Annotated in this window: 17 protein-coding genes; 14 read left to right on the top strand and 3 right to left on the bottom strand. The window is 63.3% G+C overall.

Going from position 1 to position 18,947, the window contains the following annotated elements:
• Both ATN38_RS05075 and ATN38_RS05070 read right to left on the bottom strand, forming a co-directional pair.
• Positions 1-1,443: a phospholipase D-like domain-containing protein gene (locus ATN38_RS05075; protein ID WP_042451121.1), complete on the bottom strand. Its 1,443-nt coding sequence runs from the start codon at positions 1,441-1,443 to the stop codon at positions 1-3.
• Positions 1,440-2,543: an NAD(P)-binding domain-containing protein gene (locus ATN38_RS05070; RefSeq protein ID WP_042451119.1), complete on the bottom strand. Its 1,104-nt coding sequence runs from the start codon at positions 2,541-2,543 to the stop codon at positions 1,440-1,442. Before ATN38_RS05070 ends, ATN38_RS05075 begins: the two co-directional genes overlap by 4 nt.
• Before the next feature lie 112 nt (positions 2,544-2,655).
• On the opposite strand from ATN38_RS05070, the gene ATN38_RS05065 reads away from it, so the two are divergent.
• The 3 genes from ATN38_RS05065 to ATN38_RS05055 all read left to right on the top strand — a co-directional run bounded on the left by ATN38_RS05065 (position 2,656) and on the right by ATN38_RS05055 (position 7,146).
• Positions 2,656-3,387, top strand: a complete 732-nt coding sequence (locus ATN38_RS05065; protein WP_003940192.1) for an enoyl-CoA hydratase — start codon at positions 2,656-2,658, stop codon at positions 3,385-3,387.
• Positions 3,388-3,449: 62 nt separating this feature from the next.
• The gene (locus ATN38_RS05060; protein WP_007727770.1) at positions 3,450-4,565 is read left to right on the top strand and encodes an MBL fold metallo-hydrolase; all 1,116 of its coding nucleotides are present in this window, start codon (positions 3,450-3,452) and stop codon (positions 4,563-4,565) included.
• Positions 4,566-4,641: 76 nt separating this feature from the next.
• On the top strand, positions 4,642-7,146 hold the full coding sequence (locus tag ATN38_RS05055) for a cation-translocating P-type ATPase (protein WP_218747680.1): 2,505 nt from the start codon (positions 4,642-4,644) through the stop codon (positions 7,144-7,146).
• Between the two features lie 6 nt (positions 7,147-7,152).
• On the opposite strand, the gene ATN38_RS33175 is transcribed toward ATN38_RS05055, so the two are convergent.
• Complete coding sequence (locus tag ATN38_RS33175) at positions 7,153-8,136, bottom strand: GGDEF domain-containing protein (RefSeq protein WP_308255844.1); 984 nt, start codon at positions 8,134-8,136, stop codon at positions 7,153-7,155.
• Positions 8,137-8,474: 338 nt separating this feature from the next.
• On the opposite strand from ATN38_RS33175, the gene ATN38_RS05045 reads away from it, so the two are divergent.
• From ATN38_RS05045 to ATN38_RS04995, 11 genes are all read left to right on the top strand, one after another.
• Positions 8,475-8,666: an antitoxin gene (locus ATN38_RS05045; RefSeq protein ID WP_003940164.1), complete on the top strand. Its 192-nt coding sequence runs from the start codon at positions 8,475-8,477 to the stop codon at positions 8,664-8,666.
• Positions 8,667-8,787: 121 nt separating this feature from the next.
• Positions 8,788-10,434, top strand: a complete 1,647-nt coding sequence (locus tag ATN38_RS05040; RefSeq protein ID WP_218747679.1) for a Na+/H+ antiporter — start codon at positions 8,788-8,790, stop codon at positions 10,432-10,434.
• A 15-nt stretch (positions 10,435-10,449) separates the two neighbouring features.
• Positions 10,450-11,667: a lipase family protein gene (locus ATN38_RS05035; RefSeq protein ID WP_030534944.1), complete on the top strand. Its 1,218-nt coding sequence runs from the start codon at positions 10,450-10,452 to the stop codon at positions 11,665-11,667.
• Positions 11,668-11,671: 4 nt separating this feature from the next.
• Entirely contained in the window at positions 11,672-12,058 is a 387-nt protein-coding gene (locus ATN38_RS05030) for an MmcQ/YjbR family DNA-binding protein (protein ID WP_007727762.1), read from the top strand.
• Positions 12,055-13,272, top strand: a complete 1,218-nt coding sequence (locus tag ATN38_RS05025; RefSeq protein ID WP_030534943.1) for a sensor histidine kinase — start codon at positions 12,055-12,057, stop codon at positions 13,270-13,272. The genes ATN38_RS05030 and ATN38_RS05025 overlap by 4 nt, the downstream gene beginning before the upstream one ends.
• A 51-nt stretch (positions 13,273-13,323) precedes the next feature.
• Positions 13,324-14,115 (top strand): LytTR family DNA-binding domain-containing protein, encoded by a 792-nt coding sequence (locus ATN38_RS05020; protein WP_003939723.1) that lies wholly within the window; start codon positions 13,324-13,326, stop codon positions 14,113-14,115.
• Entirely contained in the window at positions 14,112-14,483 is a 372-nt protein-coding gene (locus tag ATN38_RS05015) for a membrane protein (RefSeq protein WP_003939880.1), read from the top strand. Before ATN38_RS05020 ends, ATN38_RS05015 begins: the two co-directional genes overlap by 4 nt.
• Before the next feature lie 10 nt (positions 14,484-14,493).
• Positions 14,494-16,245 carry a cation acetate symporter gene (locus ATN38_RS05010; RefSeq protein ID WP_218747678.1) on the top strand — a complete coding sequence of 584 codons (1,752 nt, stop codon included), beginning with the start codon at positions 14,494-14,496 and terminating at the stop codon, positions 16,243-16,245.
• A gap of 162 nt (positions 16,246-16,407) precedes the next feature.
• Entirely contained in the window at positions 16,408-16,767 is a 360-nt protein-coding gene (locus ATN38_RS05005) for a DUF485 domain-containing protein (RefSeq protein ID WP_007727754.1), read from the top strand.
• Positions 16,767-18,404, top strand: coding sequence for a cation acetate symporter (locus ATN38_RS05000; RefSeq protein ID WP_007727752.1), 1,638 nt, complete (start codon positions 16,767-16,769; stop codon positions 18,402-18,404). The genes ATN38_RS05005 and ATN38_RS05000 overlap by 1 nt, the downstream gene beginning before the upstream one ends.
• A gap of 73 nt (positions 18,405-18,477) precedes the next feature.
• Positions 18,478-18,909, top strand: coding sequence for an SRPBCC family protein (locus tag ATN38_RS04995; protein WP_003939735.1), 432 nt, complete (start codon positions 18,478-18,480; stop codon positions 18,907-18,909).
• Positions 18,910-18,947: the final 38 nt, after the last annotated feature.

Here is an 18,947-nt window from a genome sequence, read left to right as displayed (position 1 = left end):
TCAGCGTTTGCCGAGCAGGCGGCGCAATCCTTCGATTCGATCGCTCAGTCTGGGTGGCGTGCGCTCGGGATCCATCAGTGCATTTTCAGCGAGCACGTGGTCTTCGCCGTCGACTGTGTTCCGGTCGAATTCGCGCAGACTGCGAGCGTCGGAGGTCGCGAGAGCGCGAACCGTCGACAACAGTGACTGCTCGCCCAACGCGTCGTCGACTTCTTCCTCGGTGACGTCGAGGTGCTCGCTGAGTAGGCGGCGCCTCAATCCGATGATCGAGGCGCGCAACTCGACATCTGCGTCGTCGTCGGATTCGACGGCGATGTCGCACTCGGTGTCGAAGCCCATCGAACGGTTGTTGAGATTCGACGACCCGATTCGCAGGAGGCGATCGTCCATCACGAGAACCTTGGCGTGGACGTAAATAGGTGCGCCAGAAGAGGTCACGGGATAAAACGCCCCGAACCGGTCGTGGATATCGGCGGACCACAGCAGATGCAACAGGTCGTGGCGCGCCCCGTCCATCGCCTTTTGTTCCAGCCAACCGTCGGCGTTGCGCGGAATGACCAGAACGATCTCCGGTCCGTCGTCCTCACGCAGGCGCGCGGCAATCGCCTCGGCCAGAGTGCGTGAGGCGAGGTACTGGCTTTCGATGTACAGCGTGTGCTCGGCCCCGGCGATGGCCGCGAGATACAGCGCCTCGATCTCACGCACCTCCGTGCGTTCGCCGAGCTCCGGCAATGTTCTGGCGACGGCTACGTCGACAACCCGCAAGGTGGGAGCCAAATTGACGGGCCACGGAGTCGCGGTGCTCTCGACCGGTGTGAGATCCTCGCCGGTTGCGGATTTCCAACGTGCCCGCGCCAATTCGCCGATGGCCGCCGCCGCATTGCCGTCGACCGCCGTGGTCGCGTCATGCCAAGGGCCGTAACGCCTTCCACTCGGAGTGATTCGGTAATCGTTTCGGTCGACGTGATCCGAGGTGTCCCAGCGGTCCACAGTCATGTCGATGCCGCCGCAGAACGCCAGGGCGTCGTCGATGACGATGATCTTCTGATGGTGCGCCGCGCCCACCGGATGGGCGCCGTCGATCTCGAACCGAAGGCGCTCGTCGGTCAACCAGTTGGACACGAAGACGGGAGTCATACCGCGGCCGATTGCGGTGAACGCGCCGATGTTCCATTTGAGTACGAGGATTTCGAGGTCGGGTTTCTCGCGGACGAGCCAGCGGAGGAACATTCCCAACCGGTTGGGGCCGTCGAGAGTCTGCTTGCCTGGTTCGAGTTTGATGCGCGTGTCGAAGTCCCAGCCGATCAACATGATTCGCTTCTCAGCTTGCAGCATTGCGGACTTCGCATGATGAAAGTAGTCAGCGGCGTCGACGATGCAGGCAAGATTGTCCGCCGGTTCGATGCGCCAGCAGGTTTCGCCCGGAACAAGGATTCTGTTCATTCGCCGATTCCCAGGTACGCGGTCAGTTCGCGCGCTGCCGCTTGGCCGGCGCGGTTGGCTCCGATCGTCGACGACGACGGTCCGTATCCCACCAGGTGCACGCGAGGGTCGGCTTCGACCTGCGTGGCGAGGCGCCCGGTCATCGGGATTCCGCCACCCGGTCCGCGCAGGTGCAACGGCGCCAGGTGATCGAGTGAGCTACGAAAACCGGTGCACCACAAGATGACATCGGCGTCGGCGACGGTACCGTCGGCCCACTTCACGCCGTTCGGAAGAATTTCGGAGAACATCGGCAGTCGATTCATCACACCACGCTCTCGCGCTGCCCGGATGGCAGGCGTTACCGGGAGGCCGGTCACCGAGACAACGGATCCCGGTGGCAGGCCGCGTCGTACACGATCTTCGACCATGGCAACCGCAGCGCGGCCGATGTCCGGCGTGAACGGCTCGTCGCGGAACTCGGGTTCGCGCCGCGTCACCCAGGTAGTGGTCGTGACGCGTGAGATCTCGTCGAGCAGTTGGACGGCCGAGATCCCGCCGCCGACCACGACGACATGTTTGCCTTCGAACTCGGCAGCGGTTCGATAGTCCTTCGTGTGCAGTTGTCGGCCACGGAACGACTCGGCCCCGCGATAGTGGGGGATGAAGGGCCGCTCCCAGGTCCCCGTCGCGTTGATCAAGCCTCGCGCCGCGAATACTCCCTGGTCGGTCTCGATCCGCAGGCGCTCTTCCCTCGGACACACCACTCGCGTGTGTACCGGGCGGTGGACGGGAAGTTCGAATTGCTTTTCGTACAGTTCGAAGTAGTGGGGGACCGCCACCGATGCAGGCACCTGTTCGGCGTCTGTACCGGTGGTTTCCGCGAAGGACATTCCCGGGAGGTCATGGACGCCGTTGACGGTGCTCAGTGTCAGGCTCGGCCAACGGAACTGCCACGCCCCGCCCGGCCCCGACGCATGATCGAGCACCACGAACCCCGATTCGGGCTCGATTCCGAACTTGCGCAGGTAGTAGGCGGCGGAGAGTCCGGCCTGTCCGGCGCCGATCACCACCACGTCAACCGGGTGTGGTTGCTGTGCGGCAAGGTCGTCTGTACTCATCGGTAATCTAACCTCCTGATGTACAGAACTTAGCTGCAGAGAAGTATGCGGACGGTATCGGCGCCTCGGAACATCCCTGTGTCGAGCCTTCCAGAAACGAAAGTGAGCGGACATGATCGGGTTCTCCCGTGACGGCAACGTCGTGACCATCGAGTTGCAGCGTCACGAGCGTCGTAATGCGCTCAGCGCGGAACTCTGCATCGCAATACGGGACGCGATGAACGCGGCGGTAGCCGAGCACGCGCACGTCGTCGTCATCACCGGTGAGGGATCGGCGTTCTGTGCAGGCGCGGACCTCTCCGGCGACGTCTACATGGAGGGCTTCACCGATCGCCTGTTCGAGATGCTTCGCTCTATCGACACGGCGCCCATCCCCGTCATCGCTGCCGTCAACGGTCCGGCTATAGGCGCGGGCACGCAACTGGCCATCGCGTCGGATCTTCGCGTCGTGGCGCCGAGCGCTCGCTTCGGAATCCCGGCCGCCACCCTCGGTGTCTCGGTGGACAAGTGGACGATGCGTCGGCTCGCGTCGCTGGTCGGCGGCGGTCCCGCGCGCACCATTTTGCTCGGCATCGAACAGATCGGCGCCGAAGAAGCCTTCACTCGCGGCCTCGCCAACAAAATCGGAACCCTCGACGACGCTCAGGAATGGGCACACCGCATCGCGAATCTCGCACCGCTGTCGTTGCGGCACATGAAGATGGTTCTCAACGACGACGGCACCATGGAGGAGCAGTCTCCCGAGCAGCTCGACGCGCTTCACGCCGCCTGGCTCAGCGAGGACGTCCAGGAAGCCCGCGCTGCCCGCATCGAGAACCGCCCTCCCGTATTCAAGGGTAAGTAAAGCTGGTTGCAGGGAAAACAGGCGCCGGGCACGCAGGGCAGATAGTGGCTACGCTCGTCTGAATGAAGAAGACGACGGTTCTCGGAGTTGCTGCTGTTGCCGCGGCGACGGGGTGGGTGGCGCGAGCCGCATGGGGCATCCCGACGCAGATCGGGGCCTCGCGAAACACGGTGCAACCGTATGCGGCGATGTCCCCGCGATACCGGGACCGCCAGTTCCACAACTCGGAGCCCAGCAGCACACTGGTTCCGGGCACCGATGTCGGAATGTTCAAGTCGATGGCCACGCGAGGGTCGACGGGTCGGCCGCGTCGGCCGATTCCGTTGGCCACTCCGCTGGCACCGGCGGCAGCCGGCGACGCGGCGGTGACGTGGTACGGCCATTCGAGCGTTCTCGTCGAGGTCGACGGCTACCGCGTTCTCGCCGATCCGGTGTGGAGTGAACGCGTATCACCCTCGGCCACAGTAGGTCCCGCGCGCATGCACCCCACTCCGGTGGCTTTGACCGAACTGCCTGCAGTGGATGCGATAGTCATCTCTCACGATCACTACGACCATCTCGACATGGCTACGGTCAAGACCCTGACTCGTACACAGACCGCTCCGTTCGTCGTGCCGATCGGTATCGGGGCTCACCTGCGGCACTGGAAGGTGCCCGAGAACCGGATCGTGGAATTGGACTGGGACGAGTCGACAAAAATCGACGACCTGGTCCTCACGTGCACGGAGGCTCGTCACTTCTCCGGTCGTGGCCTCGTCCGGAACACGACGCAGTGGGCGTCGTGGGTATTCGCCGGGCCGAAGCACCGGGTCTTCTTCGGTGGTGACAGCGGATACACATCGCGTTTCGAACAGCTGGGTGAAACCTATGGGCCTTTCGATCTGACGCTTCTCCCCGTCGGTGCGTACGACGTGCGCTGGCCGGACATCCACATGAATCCGGAAGAGGCAGTGCAGACGCACATCGACCTCAACAAGGGCGACGGGTCGCGCGGTGTCTTCGTCCCGATTCACTGGGCGACGTTCAACCTCGCGTTTCACTCGTGGTCGGAGCCGATCATTCGCCTCGACGAGTCGGCTGCAGATGCGGGCACAACAGTGTCGGTCCCGATGCCGGGCGGCAGGATCGACGCGTTGTCACCGACACCGCCGTCGAAGTGGTGGATACCGCTGGGCTGAGCGGCGAAGTGTCGCGGACGTGGTTGCCTGTCGAGTCGCACCCTGATTAGTTGCTCCGGGTGCGTAATCTTTGACCATGGCTCACGAGCACACCAGTTCAGAAGAGACAGCAGTGGCGGTAGCGCCTGAGCGATTGCCGGACGACGTCGACGTCGCCCGCGGTCTGACCGCCGATCAGGTTGCAGCAAGGATCGCGTCGGGACAAACCAACGATGTACCGGACCGGGCGTCCCGCTCGGTCAAGGACATCATTCGCGGCAACGTCTTCACTCGCATCAACGCGATCCTGACCGTGTTGTTGGTGATCGTGCTCGCGACGGGTTCGATCATCGACGGCATGTTCGGACTGCTGATCATCGCGAACAGCGGTATCGGCATCATCCAGGAGATCCGCGCCAAGCGCACGCTCGACGCTCTGGCCATCGTGAGTCAGGCCAAGCCCATGGTCAGGCGTGACGGCGTCGCCGTGGCGATGGCGCCCAAAGATGTTGTGCTCGACGATATTATCGAACTCGGATCCGGTGACCAGATAGTCGTCGACGGTGAGGTGGTCAGTTCGGCTGCACTCGAGGTCGACGAATCGCTGCTCACCGGTGAGGCCGATCCGGTTCACAAGGCGAGTGGCCAGCAAGTGTTGTCGGGCAGTTTTGTTGCCGCGGGCAGCGGTGCATACCGCGCCACCAAGGTCGGCGGCGATGCATACGCGGCCAAGCTGGCCGAAGAGGCGAGCAAGTTCACCCTCGTGCATTCCGAACTGCGCAGCGGCATCGACAAGATCCTGAAGTTCATCACCTACCTGATGATTCCGGCGGGTGCGCTGATCATCTTCAATCAGCTCTTCACGATCGGCCTGCCGATCCGACCGGCACTCAACGGCATGGTGGCAGCTCTGGTTCCGATGGTTCCCGAAGGCCTTGTGCTCATGACGTCCATTGCATTTGCGGTCGGTGTGATCCGGTTGGGCAAGCGCCAGTGCCTCGTTCAGGAGTTGCCGGCGATCGAGGGTCTGGCTCGTGTCGACGTGGTGTGCGCGGACAAGACCGGAACGCTGACCGAGAACGGTATGCGGCTGTCCGAGGTCGACGTCGCACCGGGTGGATCGGGGGAGACTGCGGTCAAGTCCGCGTTGAGCGCGATGGCCGCGTCCGACCCTCGCCCCAACGCGAGTGTCCTGGCGATTCGCGAGTCTCTCTCCGACGACTCCGGGTGGGGCGAAGCGACAGCGGTAGCGCCGTTCTCCTCGGCGAAGAAGTGGAGCGGCCAGTCGTACGGCAGTCACGGCAACTGGGTACTCGGTGCCCCGGACGTGCTGCTCGATCCCGACTCGGAAATGGCCCGCAAGGCCGAGGAAGTGGGTTCGAGCGGACTTCGTGTCCTCATGCTCGGCAGCAGCGACCTCCCCGTCGACGACGCCGACGCCCCTGGCACCGTCACCCCCGAAGCTCTGGTCGTGCTCGAGCAGAAAGTGCGCCCGGACGCCCAGGAGACGTTGGAGTACTTCGCCAGCCAGAAGGTCGCGGTCAAGGTCATTTCCGGCGACAACGCGGTTTCCGTCGGCGCCGTTGCCGGATCCCTCGGACTCGAAGGCGGCGACCGCCCCATCGACGCGCGAGAGCTGCCCAGCGATCAGGAAAAGCTGGCGGACACTCTCGACGGAGCAACGACGTTCGGTCGAGTGCGACCGGATCAGAAGCGGGAAATGGTCGCGGCCTTGCAGTCTCGCGGACATACCGTCGCGATGACCGGTGACGGCGTCAACGACGTGCTCGCACTCAAGGACGCCGACATCGGAGTCTCGATGGGTTCGGGCAGCCCGGCTACTCGAGCCGTGGCCCAGATCGTGCTGCTGGACAACAAGTTCGCGACGCTCCCGTACGTCGTCGCGGAAGGCCGCCGAGTGATCGGCAACATCGAGCGTGTGTCGAATCTGTTCCTGACCAAGACCGTCTACTCGGTGGTGCTTGCGTTCCTGATCGGCATCACCGGCGTCCTGTCCCAGGTCTTCGACTTCGAACCGCTGCCGTACCCGTTCCTGCCCCGCCACGTCACGATCGCAGCGTGGTTCACGATCGGTATCCCGGCCTTCATCTTGTCTCTGGCACCCAACAACGAGCGCGCGCGAACCGGTTTCGTCTCGCGCGTGATGCGTCTGGCGTTGCCGTCGGGCCTGATCATCGGCATCACCACGTTCATCTCCTACGTATTGGCTTACCAAGGCCCGGACCAGACGGAAACCCAGAAGATCCAGGCCGGAACCAGTGCGCTCATCACGTTGATCATGATCGCCGTGTGGGTTCTGGCCGTCGTGGCTCGGCCGTACGTCTGGTGGAAGCTCGTTCTGATCGGCGGATCGGTGGCCGGATACCTCATCCTGTTCGCGCTGCCGTTCACCCGCGAGTTCTTCAAACTGGATCCGAGCAACGTCGCTGCGACGACGCTCGCGATCACCCTCGGCGTGATCGGCGTTGTACTCGTGGAACTCTCGTGGTGGATCAGCGCACGCCTGCACGGGGAGAAACGAAAGATGTTCGCGACACCCGACGACCTGCCCGGCGAGCATCACCATGCCCACAGTGAGTGAGTAGTTTCAGCGCCTGAACATCTGCACCCAGGCAATGCGATCGCCGCCGCGCTTCTTGGCTCGGTACATCGCATTGTCTGCGTGCTCGATCAGTTCGTTGACAGCTCGATCCGGTAAGTCCGTCTCGGGACTCAGATAGACGCTGACGCCGGTACTGGCGGACACAGGATAGGGATCGGAGTCGGACGAGACCGCCGAATGTATCTCGGTGGCGACCTGCTCGATATCTCCTCGATCGACTCCGCGCAGGACGACGAACTCGTCTCCACCGATTCGAGCCACCACCGCATCGGGGCCGGCGGCAGCGATGAGGCGGTCGGCGACAGCGGTCAACGCGTCGTCGCCCGCGACGTGCCCGTGCGTGTCGTTGAGGTTTTTGAACGAGTCGACGTCGATGAGTAGTGCGATCAGAGCCTGCGTTCGATCACTGCGCAGCAGATGCTGTGCCTCGTCCTGGAGTCCGCGGCGATTGAGTGTCGCGGTGAGGTAGTCCCGGTGGGCGTTGCGTGCGTCGTCGGTCAGGCGCAGCCAGACGATCTGCAGAATCCACGCGGTGGAGAAAACCACACCGGCAACCATCAGATAGAGATTCACGACCACCCAGTCGTCGTTGACCGGCTCGGACATCGCCATGGCAGCGAGCGTCGTGCAGACAGCAAGAGCCCAACCGATGTGGCTGATGGCAACGCGAGGGCTGTGAACTATCGCCGCATAGAAGCCGATCATGATGAACAAGATGCAGCCGATGGTTCCGACGAAAGCGGTGCGTACGGCGAAGAAGAGAGTGACGGCGAGCCACAGGTCGGCCCAGACGACAAAGGCCACGGATTGTCGCCAAGTTGGCCACGATTCATTACGCGCCCAGCGGTAGCCCGCATAGGCGCCACTGATAGTTCCGAGGGCAAAGATCGACCGCGCCAGGGCGGTGTCGGAACCGAAGCGGCTCAACTGCATGGTCGCCGCGATCAGGGCGAAGAGAAAACACCACACCGCGACTAATTTGCGTCCGGGAACGGTCAGCCCGCGAGTGTCGAGGAATCGGGGGAGCCAGTGTAATCGGTGCGATCCGACCACCACCGGGACAGCAGTTCACGCGTGGGGTAGGGGTCGCTCCCCGTCCCGCGCAGTCCTGCATTCAAACCGGGCACCTGTCGATGTCGATGGGTGGTCAATCAGCTATTGGCGGGTTAACGCTACCTCGAGTTGCGCACGGCTCGAACGCACGGACCTGCTTTCTGGCGCAGAGGCCGTCGACCTGTGAGAATCGAGGGGCGCGGAGGAACGATTCCGCCGAAGGATGTGCGTCAGCACCGGGAGAGGACACGGACATGGGTTTCTTGGACAACGTCAAGGGATTGGTCGAAAAGGGCCAGGAGCTCGCAGCGGAGAACTCCGACAAGGTTCACGACGCTATCGACAAGGTCGCCGACATCGCCGACGACAAGACCGGCAACAAGTACGGCGATCAGATCGACAAGGCAGCTGAGGCCGCCAAGAAGGCTGTTCCCGAAAAGCAGTAATACCGGATTCGGCATACCGTTTTTCGGTAGCACCGTTGCTCAGGGGCCCGTCACCGAAAAGGTTGCGGGCTTCTGTGCGTCCGCTAGGTGAACTCCCAGGGTCGGCGGGCAGAATGAACGCGTGAACTTCACCTGGATTCTGCTGGTCGTCATTGCCGCCATCGCAGTCACCGGGCTGTCCAATCGACGAAACCTGCAGGCTCCGCTGGTTTTGGTGACGGTAGGTTCGGTCGCATCCTTCATACCCGGTATGCCGCGGCCGGAACTCGATCCCCACGTCATTCTCGGTGTGGTCCTGCCGCCGCTTCTCTACTCGGCCGCTCTGAAATTCTCGGTGGCGACCTTCAAACGCAACTTGGCCCCGATCTTGCGCCTCGGCGTCGGAATGGTGTTGGTGACGGCGTTCGTGGTTGCCTTCTTCGCCGAATGGATGGTGCCCGAGTTCACGATCGGCGCCGCCCTGGTGCTCGGGGCCGTGATCGCGCCGACCGACGCCGTCAGCGCGGTGGCGGTCGGTCAGAAGCTCGGGCTCCCGAAACGGGTGATCGCCATCCTGACGGGCGAGGGGCTCGTCAACGACGCCACCGCGCTCACGCTCTTCACCGTCGCCGTCGCAGCAGTGACCGGAACGCGAATTGCCACCGATTCGCCCCTGTTGTTCTTCGCGTACGAAGTGATCGGCGGCGTTGTCGTCGGCTTGGTGCTCGCGTTTGTCGTCAAGTTCGTTCGCGCCCGCATGTACGACTCTCCACTCGAAACCGGCTTGGGGCTGGTCCTTCCGTTCGCTGCCTACCTGGCCGCTGAAGAACTACACGCGTCCGGTGTTCTGGCCGTCGTGGTTGCTGGTCTGGTGATCGGGCACTATTCGACGGACGCGTCGATCATGACCAGGCTGCAGGAGCGCTCGGTGTGGTCGAGCCTGGACACGCTCCTCGAGATGTTCGTCTTCGCGTACATGGGGCTGCAACTGAGCTTCGTGATCGACGATGTTGTCGCCGACGGACTTCCGGTGCTTCACGTGTTCGCGTACGGTCTGGCAGTCCTGGCCGTGGTCATCGTGATTCGGCCGGTGTGGCTGTTCCTGAGCTACTCCCGTGTGCGATTCGGTGTAACCCTGCGCCGTGATCGCGAGAATCAACTGACGTGGAAACAGAATCTGGTGGTCTCGTGGGCGGGAATGCGTGGTGTCGTCACTCTTGCTGCGGCCGGCGGTATCCCGTTTGCGCTCTCGTCCGGCGAGCCGTTCCCGGGACGCGGCGTCATTCAGGCGATCGCGTTCATCGTCGCGGTCGGGACACTGCTCATCCAGGGATCGACCTTGCCGTTCCTGATTCGTCGTCTCGACGTCGCGGATCCCTATGAACAATTGCGTACCCAGGAACAGATGGAGTTGGCCCGCAACATTTCTCGCAAGGCGGGAGAGAAGGCGTTGGCAGACGCGGCCGCGCACCCTCCGCCGGGGATCGACGGGAAGGAACTGCAGGCGATCGTCGAACGCGTACGACGCTCGATGCAGGCGAGGCTTCAACTCCAGGAGGTCGACGAGGACGCCGATCGCGAGGCCGCCTTGTGGAATGCGGGAGCTCTGTTCGACAAGTTCCGGCATCAGTCACTGCGCTCGCAACGAGTTGCGCTGATCGCCGCACGTGACGACGGAGATCTCGACGACGAGGTATTGCGTACCGTATTGGAAGGACTCGACATCGAAGAGGCCGCAGCAGAGGAACGTGTCAGGCGTCGCCGAGCAGGTAGCGGTGCAGGCAAATAGAGGGGAACACTGCGTATGACTGTTCGGAGTTCGAGGGTTCGCGCAGTCTGGGGAGTCGTGGTGGCGAGCGCACTTCTCGTGAGCGTCGGCTGCGGATCGGATGCCTCGCCGGATGTCTCCGTCACCGACACCTCGACCACGACAACCCCGTCGGTCGAGAGCAGTGCGCAACGTGGCGTCGTGTTCGACAGTGAACCCTTCACCAGCACAGCCGAAGTGGCGGCGTCCGGAGCAAGCGCGGTGAAAATCCTGTACGGCTCCACCTCCGGTATCGACGGCCGAGAGACTCAGGTGTCGGGAACGGTGTTCACGCCGCCTGGAACTCCGCCGGAGGGCGGTTGGCCGATCGTCTCCATCGGCCATGGCACGACGGGTATTTCGGACGACTGCGCGCCGTCGGCCTCGCCGACCCTGTTCGGCACGATCGGCCTGGTCGCGCCGTTCCTCGACTCGGGATACGTGGTCGCTGTCTCCGACTTCGAGGGCCTCGGCACTCCGGACCCGCATCCTTACCTGCAACCGGACACCGCGGCGTTCAACGTCATCGACGCGGTTCGAGCGGCGCGCAACGTCGTTCCGGACACCTCGACTCGTTGGGCAACTCTGGGGCTGTCCCAAGGCGGGCAGGCATCCTGGGCGGCAGCCGAGGAAGCCGACACCTACGGCGACGGACTCGAATTCGTCGGTGCAGCAAACCTGTCCCCGGCAGCGGACATCTCGCCGATCATCTCGAGTGATTCCGAGGTGAATCTGTCACTGCCTCAGCAACTGCTGCTGCCCTATGTACTCGAAGGGCTGTCCCTCACCCATCCGGACCTCGAACGAACCGACTACGTGCGCGGCGCATTCGAGCAGAACTACGACCTGCTCACCTCGTGCCTGACCTCTCGGGCGACGGAGAAGTTGGGTCTGGTCGGAAAGGTGACGCCCGCCGACACGCGGCCGGCTACCGCCGAGGATGCGGACCGAATTCACGCGTGGCTCAGCGATGTTGCTCTTCCCCGTCAACGCGCGAGCGGTCCGATGTACGTAGTCGTCGGTACCAATGACAACCTGATCCGTCCGGAATGGACCGAGGCGGCAGTCGAACGCGCCTGCGCCGACGGTGACGTCATCGAATTCCAGGCGCGACCGGGTGAAGGTCATGCGGACGGCGCCGCTGTGCCGGGAGCTGTCGCGTGGGTGAAGGATCGATTTGCAGGTGTTCCGGCACCGAATACCTGCGGGTCGTGAATCGATGACGCCGTTGGAGCGAATCCGCGCTCTTGCACTGGCATTGCCGGAGGCGACCGAGCGGGTCAGCCACGGTGAAGCGTCGTGGTTCGTGCGCAAGGCGCCGCAGTTCGTCACCATGGCAGATCACCACCACGACGATCGCGTCGCGATCTGGGCCGCGGCCCCACCTGGGGCGCAGGCAGATTGGGTCAGTCGTGACCCGTCGAGGTTCTTCGTCCCTCCGTACGTGGGTGGCCGGGGATGGATCGGGGTGTACCTCGACGTTCCGAGTGCCGACGAGACCGAGGACGAGAAATTCTGGAACGACGTAGCCGACGTCGTCGAAGATGCGTACCGCACGGTGGCTCCGAAAACACTGATACGGAAACTGGACGAGGACTCGCCTTGAGTCCGGCCGTGGTCGCGCTTCTCAGCGTGCTGATTCTCGCAGTGGCCGGGGCGCTGACGGCTGTGTGGATGCGCACCAGACGTGAGGTGACCACCCCCACCGAACGTGCAGTCCATGCCGCTCTCCATACGGCTTCGCTTGCCGCGCGGCCACTTCGGCGTGGACTCGACGAGAATTCGGCCGCCGAGGCGGCGCCTCACCTACGCGAGCTGACCGGCGGCTCCGGTCTGGGCCTGGCAGACGCGTCGGGAAACCTGTTGGCGTGGGACGGCCGTCACGAAGCGTTGTCCGAACAATTCCATGACGCCGCCATTCGTGCGATCGAAGGCGAACGCCGGGTACTCGTCACGCACTCGGACCTGGTGCGCGGACCGAGCGATCACCATGTGCGAGCGCTGATCGCTCAGCCCCTGCTGATCGAGGACATCGGCGTGGTCGGCGTACTGGGAATCGTCACCAGCGAGGACCCGTGGCCGGGAATGCTCGGAGCGGTCACCGAGGTCGCACGATATGCCTGCAGTCAGATCGAACTCGCCGACCTCGACGCGTCCAGAGCCCTGTTGGATCGAGCCGAAGTGCGTGCCCTGCGCGCACAGATCAGTCCTCATTTCATCTACAACGCGCTCAACACGGTCGCATCGTTTGTTCGAACCGATCCGGCGCGGGCCAGAGAACTGATCCTCGAGTTCGCGGACTTCACGCGGTACTCGTTCCGATCTGCGGGTGAGTTCACCCTGCTTGCCGACGAGTTGCGCAACATCGATCGTTACCTGACCCTCGAACGCGCGCGATTCGGGGAGGCTCTGAACGTCCGCCTTCAGATAGCACCCGAAGTGCTCAACGTGGTTCTTCCTTTCCTTGCCCTCCAGCCGCTGGTCGAGAACGCGGTTCGTCACGGCATTTCGAGTAAGCCGGAGGGCGGGACCGTGAGCATCGTGGCTGCGGACGAGGGACCGGACTGCATCATCAGCGTCGAGGACGACGGTGTGGGGATGGACCCCGAACTACTGCGCTCCGGTTCGCTCGACGCCATCGAGTCGGGATCGGGGCGACCCAGCGCACGAGAAGCTGCTCACGTCGGTTTGGCCAACGTCGACGACAGACTTCGTGCCGCGTTCGGCAACGACTACGGACTCGTGGTGGAGACAGCGCCGGGTGCCGGTACGAAGGTCAGCATGCGTGTTCCCAAGTTCAAGCAGGGTATTCACGTCTGATTCTCGCCTTCGATGATCAGGCTGAAACCGTCGTGGGAACATGGACCTGTTGTGAACGAGACTGACACTGATGCCCAGCTGACCGTCCTTGCCGTCGACGACGAGAAACCAGCCCTCGACGAGCTGGCCTTCTTGCTGCGCGCCGAGGACTCGGTGGCGCACGTTCACACGGCATCGGATGCGACGACAGCGTTGCGGATACTGCGCGGTGGAAGCATCGACGCGGTGTTTCTCGACATCAACATGCCCGGACTCGACGGTCTCGAACTGGCCGGCATCCTCTCCAATTTCGCGACGCCACCGCCCGTGGTGTTCGTGACAGCGCACGACGATCGAGCGGTTGACGCATTCGATCTCGGCGCCGTCGACTACCTACTCAAACCGCTCCGGGAGGAGCGTCTCGCTCAGGCCGTTCAGCGGATCGTGGGGCTGGCCGGGCGCACCAAGAGTGAGAGCAAACCCGAAGCTGCGCCCACGGACGAGGTGATCCCGGTGGAACTGGGCGGTGTAACGACGCTCGTTCAGCGTTCCTCGGTGGAGTGGGTGGAAGCCGACGGGGACTACGCGCGTTTGCACACCGCTGGAAAGTCGCACCTGGTGCGCATCCCGATCTCGACGCTCGAATCACGCTGGGCCGACGCGGGCTTCTTGCGTGTGCACCGCTCCTACCTGGTGTCTCTGGCGCTGGTCACCGGCATCCGCACAGTAGGCAGTGGATTGGTGGTCTGTCTGCGCCCGCACGGCGACAAGCCTCCCGTCGAGCTTCCGGTCAGTCGCAGACACACCCGTGAACTCAAGGATCGACTGGTTCGTGCGCCCAAGCAGAGTTGGTTGTCGCGGTGACGTCGCAGTCCGATCCTCCGCAGCGTGAGCGCGTTGTGTTGGCGCAACGTAGTGGCGCACGGATCGTGCGAACACGGGTGGAGGTGCAGGAACAGACCGAAGTCGGTGACGCCATGATCCGCGGTCTCGTTCGCGCGCAGTTGGGACTGGCGATTCGCCTTGCCGTCGTCGCAGCCGGGCTCCTGTGTGCGGTGCCGCTGCTGACGCATCTCTTCCCGACGCTGTCGGAGGTCGCGGTCCTTGGCATCCGGTTGCCGTGGCTCGTGATGGGCGGCGCCGTGTATCCCTTGCTGTTGACGACCGGTTGGGTGTTCGTGCGTCGTGCGGAGCGAAACGAGCAGGACTTCAACGACATCGTGGACGACTGAGCGCGGCACTGTGGGAGGACAACCTATCCCGGTGTTGACGGTGCTCGGCATCGTGGCAGCAGCTGTCGCGACGGTGGCTATCGGAATCTACGGCGTTCGGCTCGCTCGTACCACCTCGGACTTTCTCGTCGCGTCCAGAACCGTCAGTGCGCGGTGGAATGCGACGGCCATCTCCGGCGAGTACCTCTCTGCTGCTTCGTTTCTCGGTGTTGCGGGGCTGGTCGCCAAGTACGGCGCCGACGCACTCTGGTATCCCATCGGCTTCACCGCCGGATACCTCGCCCTGCTGCTGTTCGTCGCAGCGCCGCTTCGGCGTTCCGGTGCGTATACCGTCCCCGATTTCGCCGAGTTCCGTCTCGGCTCACCGCGATTGCGCAAGCTCGCGATGCTCGTGGTCGCGATGGTGTGCATCCTGTATTTGATTCCACAGTTCCAAGGCGCGGGACTGACGCTCAATATCTTGCTCGGGGTTCCCAGTTGGATCGGCGGCGTAGCGGTCGGGGTCATCGTCATCGCCAACGTCGTCGGCGGCGGGATGTGCTCGATCACCTTCGTTCAGGCCTTCCAGTACTGGCTGAAACTGACTGCCGTCGCGATTCCCGCTGTGGCACTGACCTTCTACTTCTTCGGCGATCACCACGACGTCGGCGCGTCGATGCCGCCGACGGTCACCACTGCGACGACCGTCGACATCACCACCGACGTCGTCGTCCAGGTGTCCGAGCCGGTGACGGTCAGCGGCGGCACAGTCGACGGGCGAGCGGTCGAAGGCACGATGACCCTGGGGCCGGGGGAGCACACTCTCGGTGAAGGCATGTCCATGGTCCTCGACGCGGGAGCCGCTGTCCCTGTCGTCGCCGGAGCGCCCGCGCAGAACTCTGACTGGATCACCCCGGGTTGGGGTTTCGGTGGGCCGCACCCGATGTACCAGGTGTACTCGCTGATGCTCGCGACCTTCCTCGGAACGCTCGGCCTTCCTCATGTTCTCGTCCGGTTCTACACCAACCCCGACGGCCGGGCAGCCCGTCTGACGTCGCTCGCCGTTGTCGGTCTGGTCAGCGTGTTCTACCTGTTTCCGACACTCCTCGGTGTTTTCGCTCGACTGTACGTCCCGCAACTTCTGATCACCGGCACCTCTGACGCGGCGGTGCTGCTGTTGCCGGGCTCGGTGTTCTCGGGGTGGGGCGGACAACTGCTGGCAGCCCTCGTGGCGTCCGGTGCCATCGCCGCTTTCCTGTCGACGTCGTCCGGATTGCTCGTCAGCATCGCCGGCGTCGTCAGTACCGATGTTCTCCGTGGTCGAGTTCGAGACTTCCGTATTGCAGCGCTACTGGCCGGGGTCGTTCCTCTCGTGCTGTCGCTGGCGGTGGTGTCGGTCGACCTCTCGAGAACCGTCGGTTTGGTGTTCGCAGTCGCTGCGTCGACGCTCTGCCCACTGCTCGTATTGGGTATCTGGTGGCGCGGTCTGACTGCCGTCGGCGCGGGGGCGGGGATGGTTGTCGGTGGATGTGTTGCGGGCACTGCCGCTACTGTCGCCGTCCTGGGTGGTTTGTCGGAGGACGTCCTCGGTGGCTGGCCGGCAGCCATTTTCGCGTTCCCGGCCGCGGTGAGCGTGCCGCTGGCGTTCCTCACGATGATCGTCGTGAGCAAGGTGTCGTCGAAGCAGATACCGGCAGATATTGTGCGAATCTTCACGCGGATGCACGCCCCGGAACGTCTCGGAATGGGCTCCGATCGCGAAGACGATCTCCGCCAACCCTGACTTTCACCGCCCGAACCCTCTGCCGTTGGTCGCGCCTGCCTGACCGTTCGGCGCAGCGCGCGACTGCTCACCGTGTGACTGGCGCCACAGCGTCTTCATGTGACTCCGATCTCACTAACGTCTGTGCGTAGTTCACTTCACACGCGAGGCGAGGAGCCGGCAGTGTCCACAGCAGAAATCAGTGAGGGGTCGCCGCAAGAGCGACGCACCCCGGATGCCCAGGCATTCATAGACATGCAAGCGAGTCCCGAATTCCAGGAACTCCGAACGCGTCTGCGCAAGTTCGTTTTCCCCATCACTGCATTCTTCCTGCTCTGGTATGCGGTGTACGTCGTCCTGGCTACCTATGCCCACGACTTCATGGCCACCAAGGTCCTCGGCAACATCAATCTCGGCATCATCCTCGGCCTCGGGCAATTCGTCACGACCTTCGCCATCACCGCGTGGTACGTGAAGTTCGCCGGTCGTGAGCTCGATCCCCGCTCCGCCGCCATCCGTGAAGAACTGGAAGGTCCCGCATAGTGATCACCACACTCGCCGCGTCCGGAACGGACGTAGGAAACCCAGCCTTCAACATCGCGATCTTCCTCGCTTTCGTCGTCGTGACCATGACGCTGGTGATCCGCGCCAGCCGGACCACCAAGAAGGCGTCCGACTTCTACACCGGTGGTGGGCAGTTCACCGGCCCGCAGAACGGGTTCGCCATCGCCGGTGACTACCTCTCGGCGGCATCGTTCCTCGGTATCGCAGGTGCGATCGCCGTGTACGGCTACGACGGCTTCCTGTACTCTATCGGCTTCCTTGTCGCCTGGTTGGTTGCACTGCTCCTGGTCGCCGAATTGCTCAGGAACACGGGCAGATTCACGATGGCCGACGTGCTGAGCTTCCGACTCAAGCAGCGTCCGGTGCGCATGGCGGCAGCCCTGTCCACTCTGGCCGTTTCCCTCTTCTATCTTCTTGCCCAGATGGCCGGCGCCGGTGGACTTGTCGCGCTGCTGCTCAACATCGACGGCAAGGTGGGACAGTCGATCGTCGTCGCGATCGTGGGTGTGCTGATGATCGTGTACGTCTTGGTCGGCGGCATGAAGGGCACCACCTACGTACAGATGGTCAAGGCAGTTCTGCTGGTTGCCGGAGCCGGAATCATGTTCGTACTCGTTCTGTGGGCAGTGCGCGGCAACTTCTCTCAGTTGCTCGCCAATGCGCAGGACATGGTCAACAGTTCCACCACCAAGGGTGTGCAGGGACGCGACATCCTCGGGCCCGGTGCCAAGTACGGTCTTTCCGGAATGACGAAGCTCGACTTCATCTCTCTCGGAATCGCTTTGGTGCTCGGCACCGCGGGCCTGCCGCACGTGCTGATGCGCTTCTACACGGTGCCCACTGCCAAGGAAGCTCGCCGCTCGGTGACCTGGGCGATCGCGCTCATCGGTGCCTTCTACCTGTTCACACTGGTTCTCGGCTACGGCGCGGCCAGCATGGTCGGACCGGACAAGATCTTGGCAGCGCCTGGTAAGGAGAACGCGGCCGCTCCGCTACTCGCCTTCGAGCTCGGTGGCACCATCTTCCTCGGCATCATCTCCGCGGTGGCGTTCGCGACCATCCTCGCCGTCGTTGCCGGTCTCGCGATCACTGCTTCGGCGTCGTTCGCTCACGACATTTACGCCAGTGTCATCAAGCGCGGCAACGCAACCGAGGAGCAGCAGGTTCGAGTTTCTCGAATCACCGTCGTGGTCATCGGACTCGTCTCCATCGTTCTCGGCATCATGGCGATGGGGCAGAACATCGCCTTCCTGGTGGCTCTCGCCTTCGCAGTGGCGGCCTCGGCGAACCTGCCCACCCTGCTCTACTCGTTGTTCTGGAAGAAGTTCAACACCACCGGTGCGCTCTTCAGCATCTACGGCGGTTTGATCAGCTGCTTGACGCTGATCGTGTTCTCCCCGGCGGTGTCGGGTAAGCCGTCGTCGATGTTCCCGAACTCCGACTTCGCCTGGTTCCCGCTCTCGAACCCCGGCATCGTCTCGATTCCGCTGGCATTCGTCCTCGGCATCGTCGGTACGTACATCGGACGTAACAAGATCGAAGATCCGGCAAAGCAGGCGGAGATGGAAGTTCGCTCCCTCACCGGCGTCGGCGTCGAAAAGGCAGTCAGCCACTAAGAGGGGCAAAGCCCCGTGCGTCTTTCTGGTACCTCTGGTTACGGAAAAGGCGCACGGGGCTTATTGTTCTGCCATGGCAAAGCTCACAGTGAAAATCGACGTTCCGCTTCCTCCTCAGGAAGTGTGGGACAAGGCGTCCGATCTCAGTGGATACGAAAACTGGCTCGTGGTTCACGACGGATGGCGCAGTGAACTTCCCGAACAACTGGGTGTCGGCACCGAGATCAGCTCGGTCGTGACCGTGAAGGGCCTGCGCAACCGCGTTCGGTGGACCATCAAGAAGTACGACGTTCCGAAGGCGATCTCGCTCAAGGGAGACGGCAAGGGCGGGGTCAAGCTCGGTCTCGAACTCGACGTGAAGGCAAAGGGCGACGGGTCGGAACTCGCGCTGACAGTCGAGTTGGGCGGCGCGCCGTTGTTCGGCCCGATCGGTTCGAGTGTGGCGCGGGCGCTCAAAGGCGATGTGGAGAAGTCGCTGGCCCAGTTTGTCCAGATCTACACCTAGTTGTGGAGATTTCCACATCGAGCTACTTCACCGCTAAC

This window comes from Rhodococcus sp. FH8 (assembly GCF_019266085.1).
Taxonomy (GTDB): Bacteria; Actinomycetota; Actinomycetes; order Mycobacteriales; family Mycobacteriaceae; genus Rhodococcus_F; species Rhodococcus_F qingshengii.
This window is presented reverse-complemented; position numbering and strand designations above follow the sequence as displayed.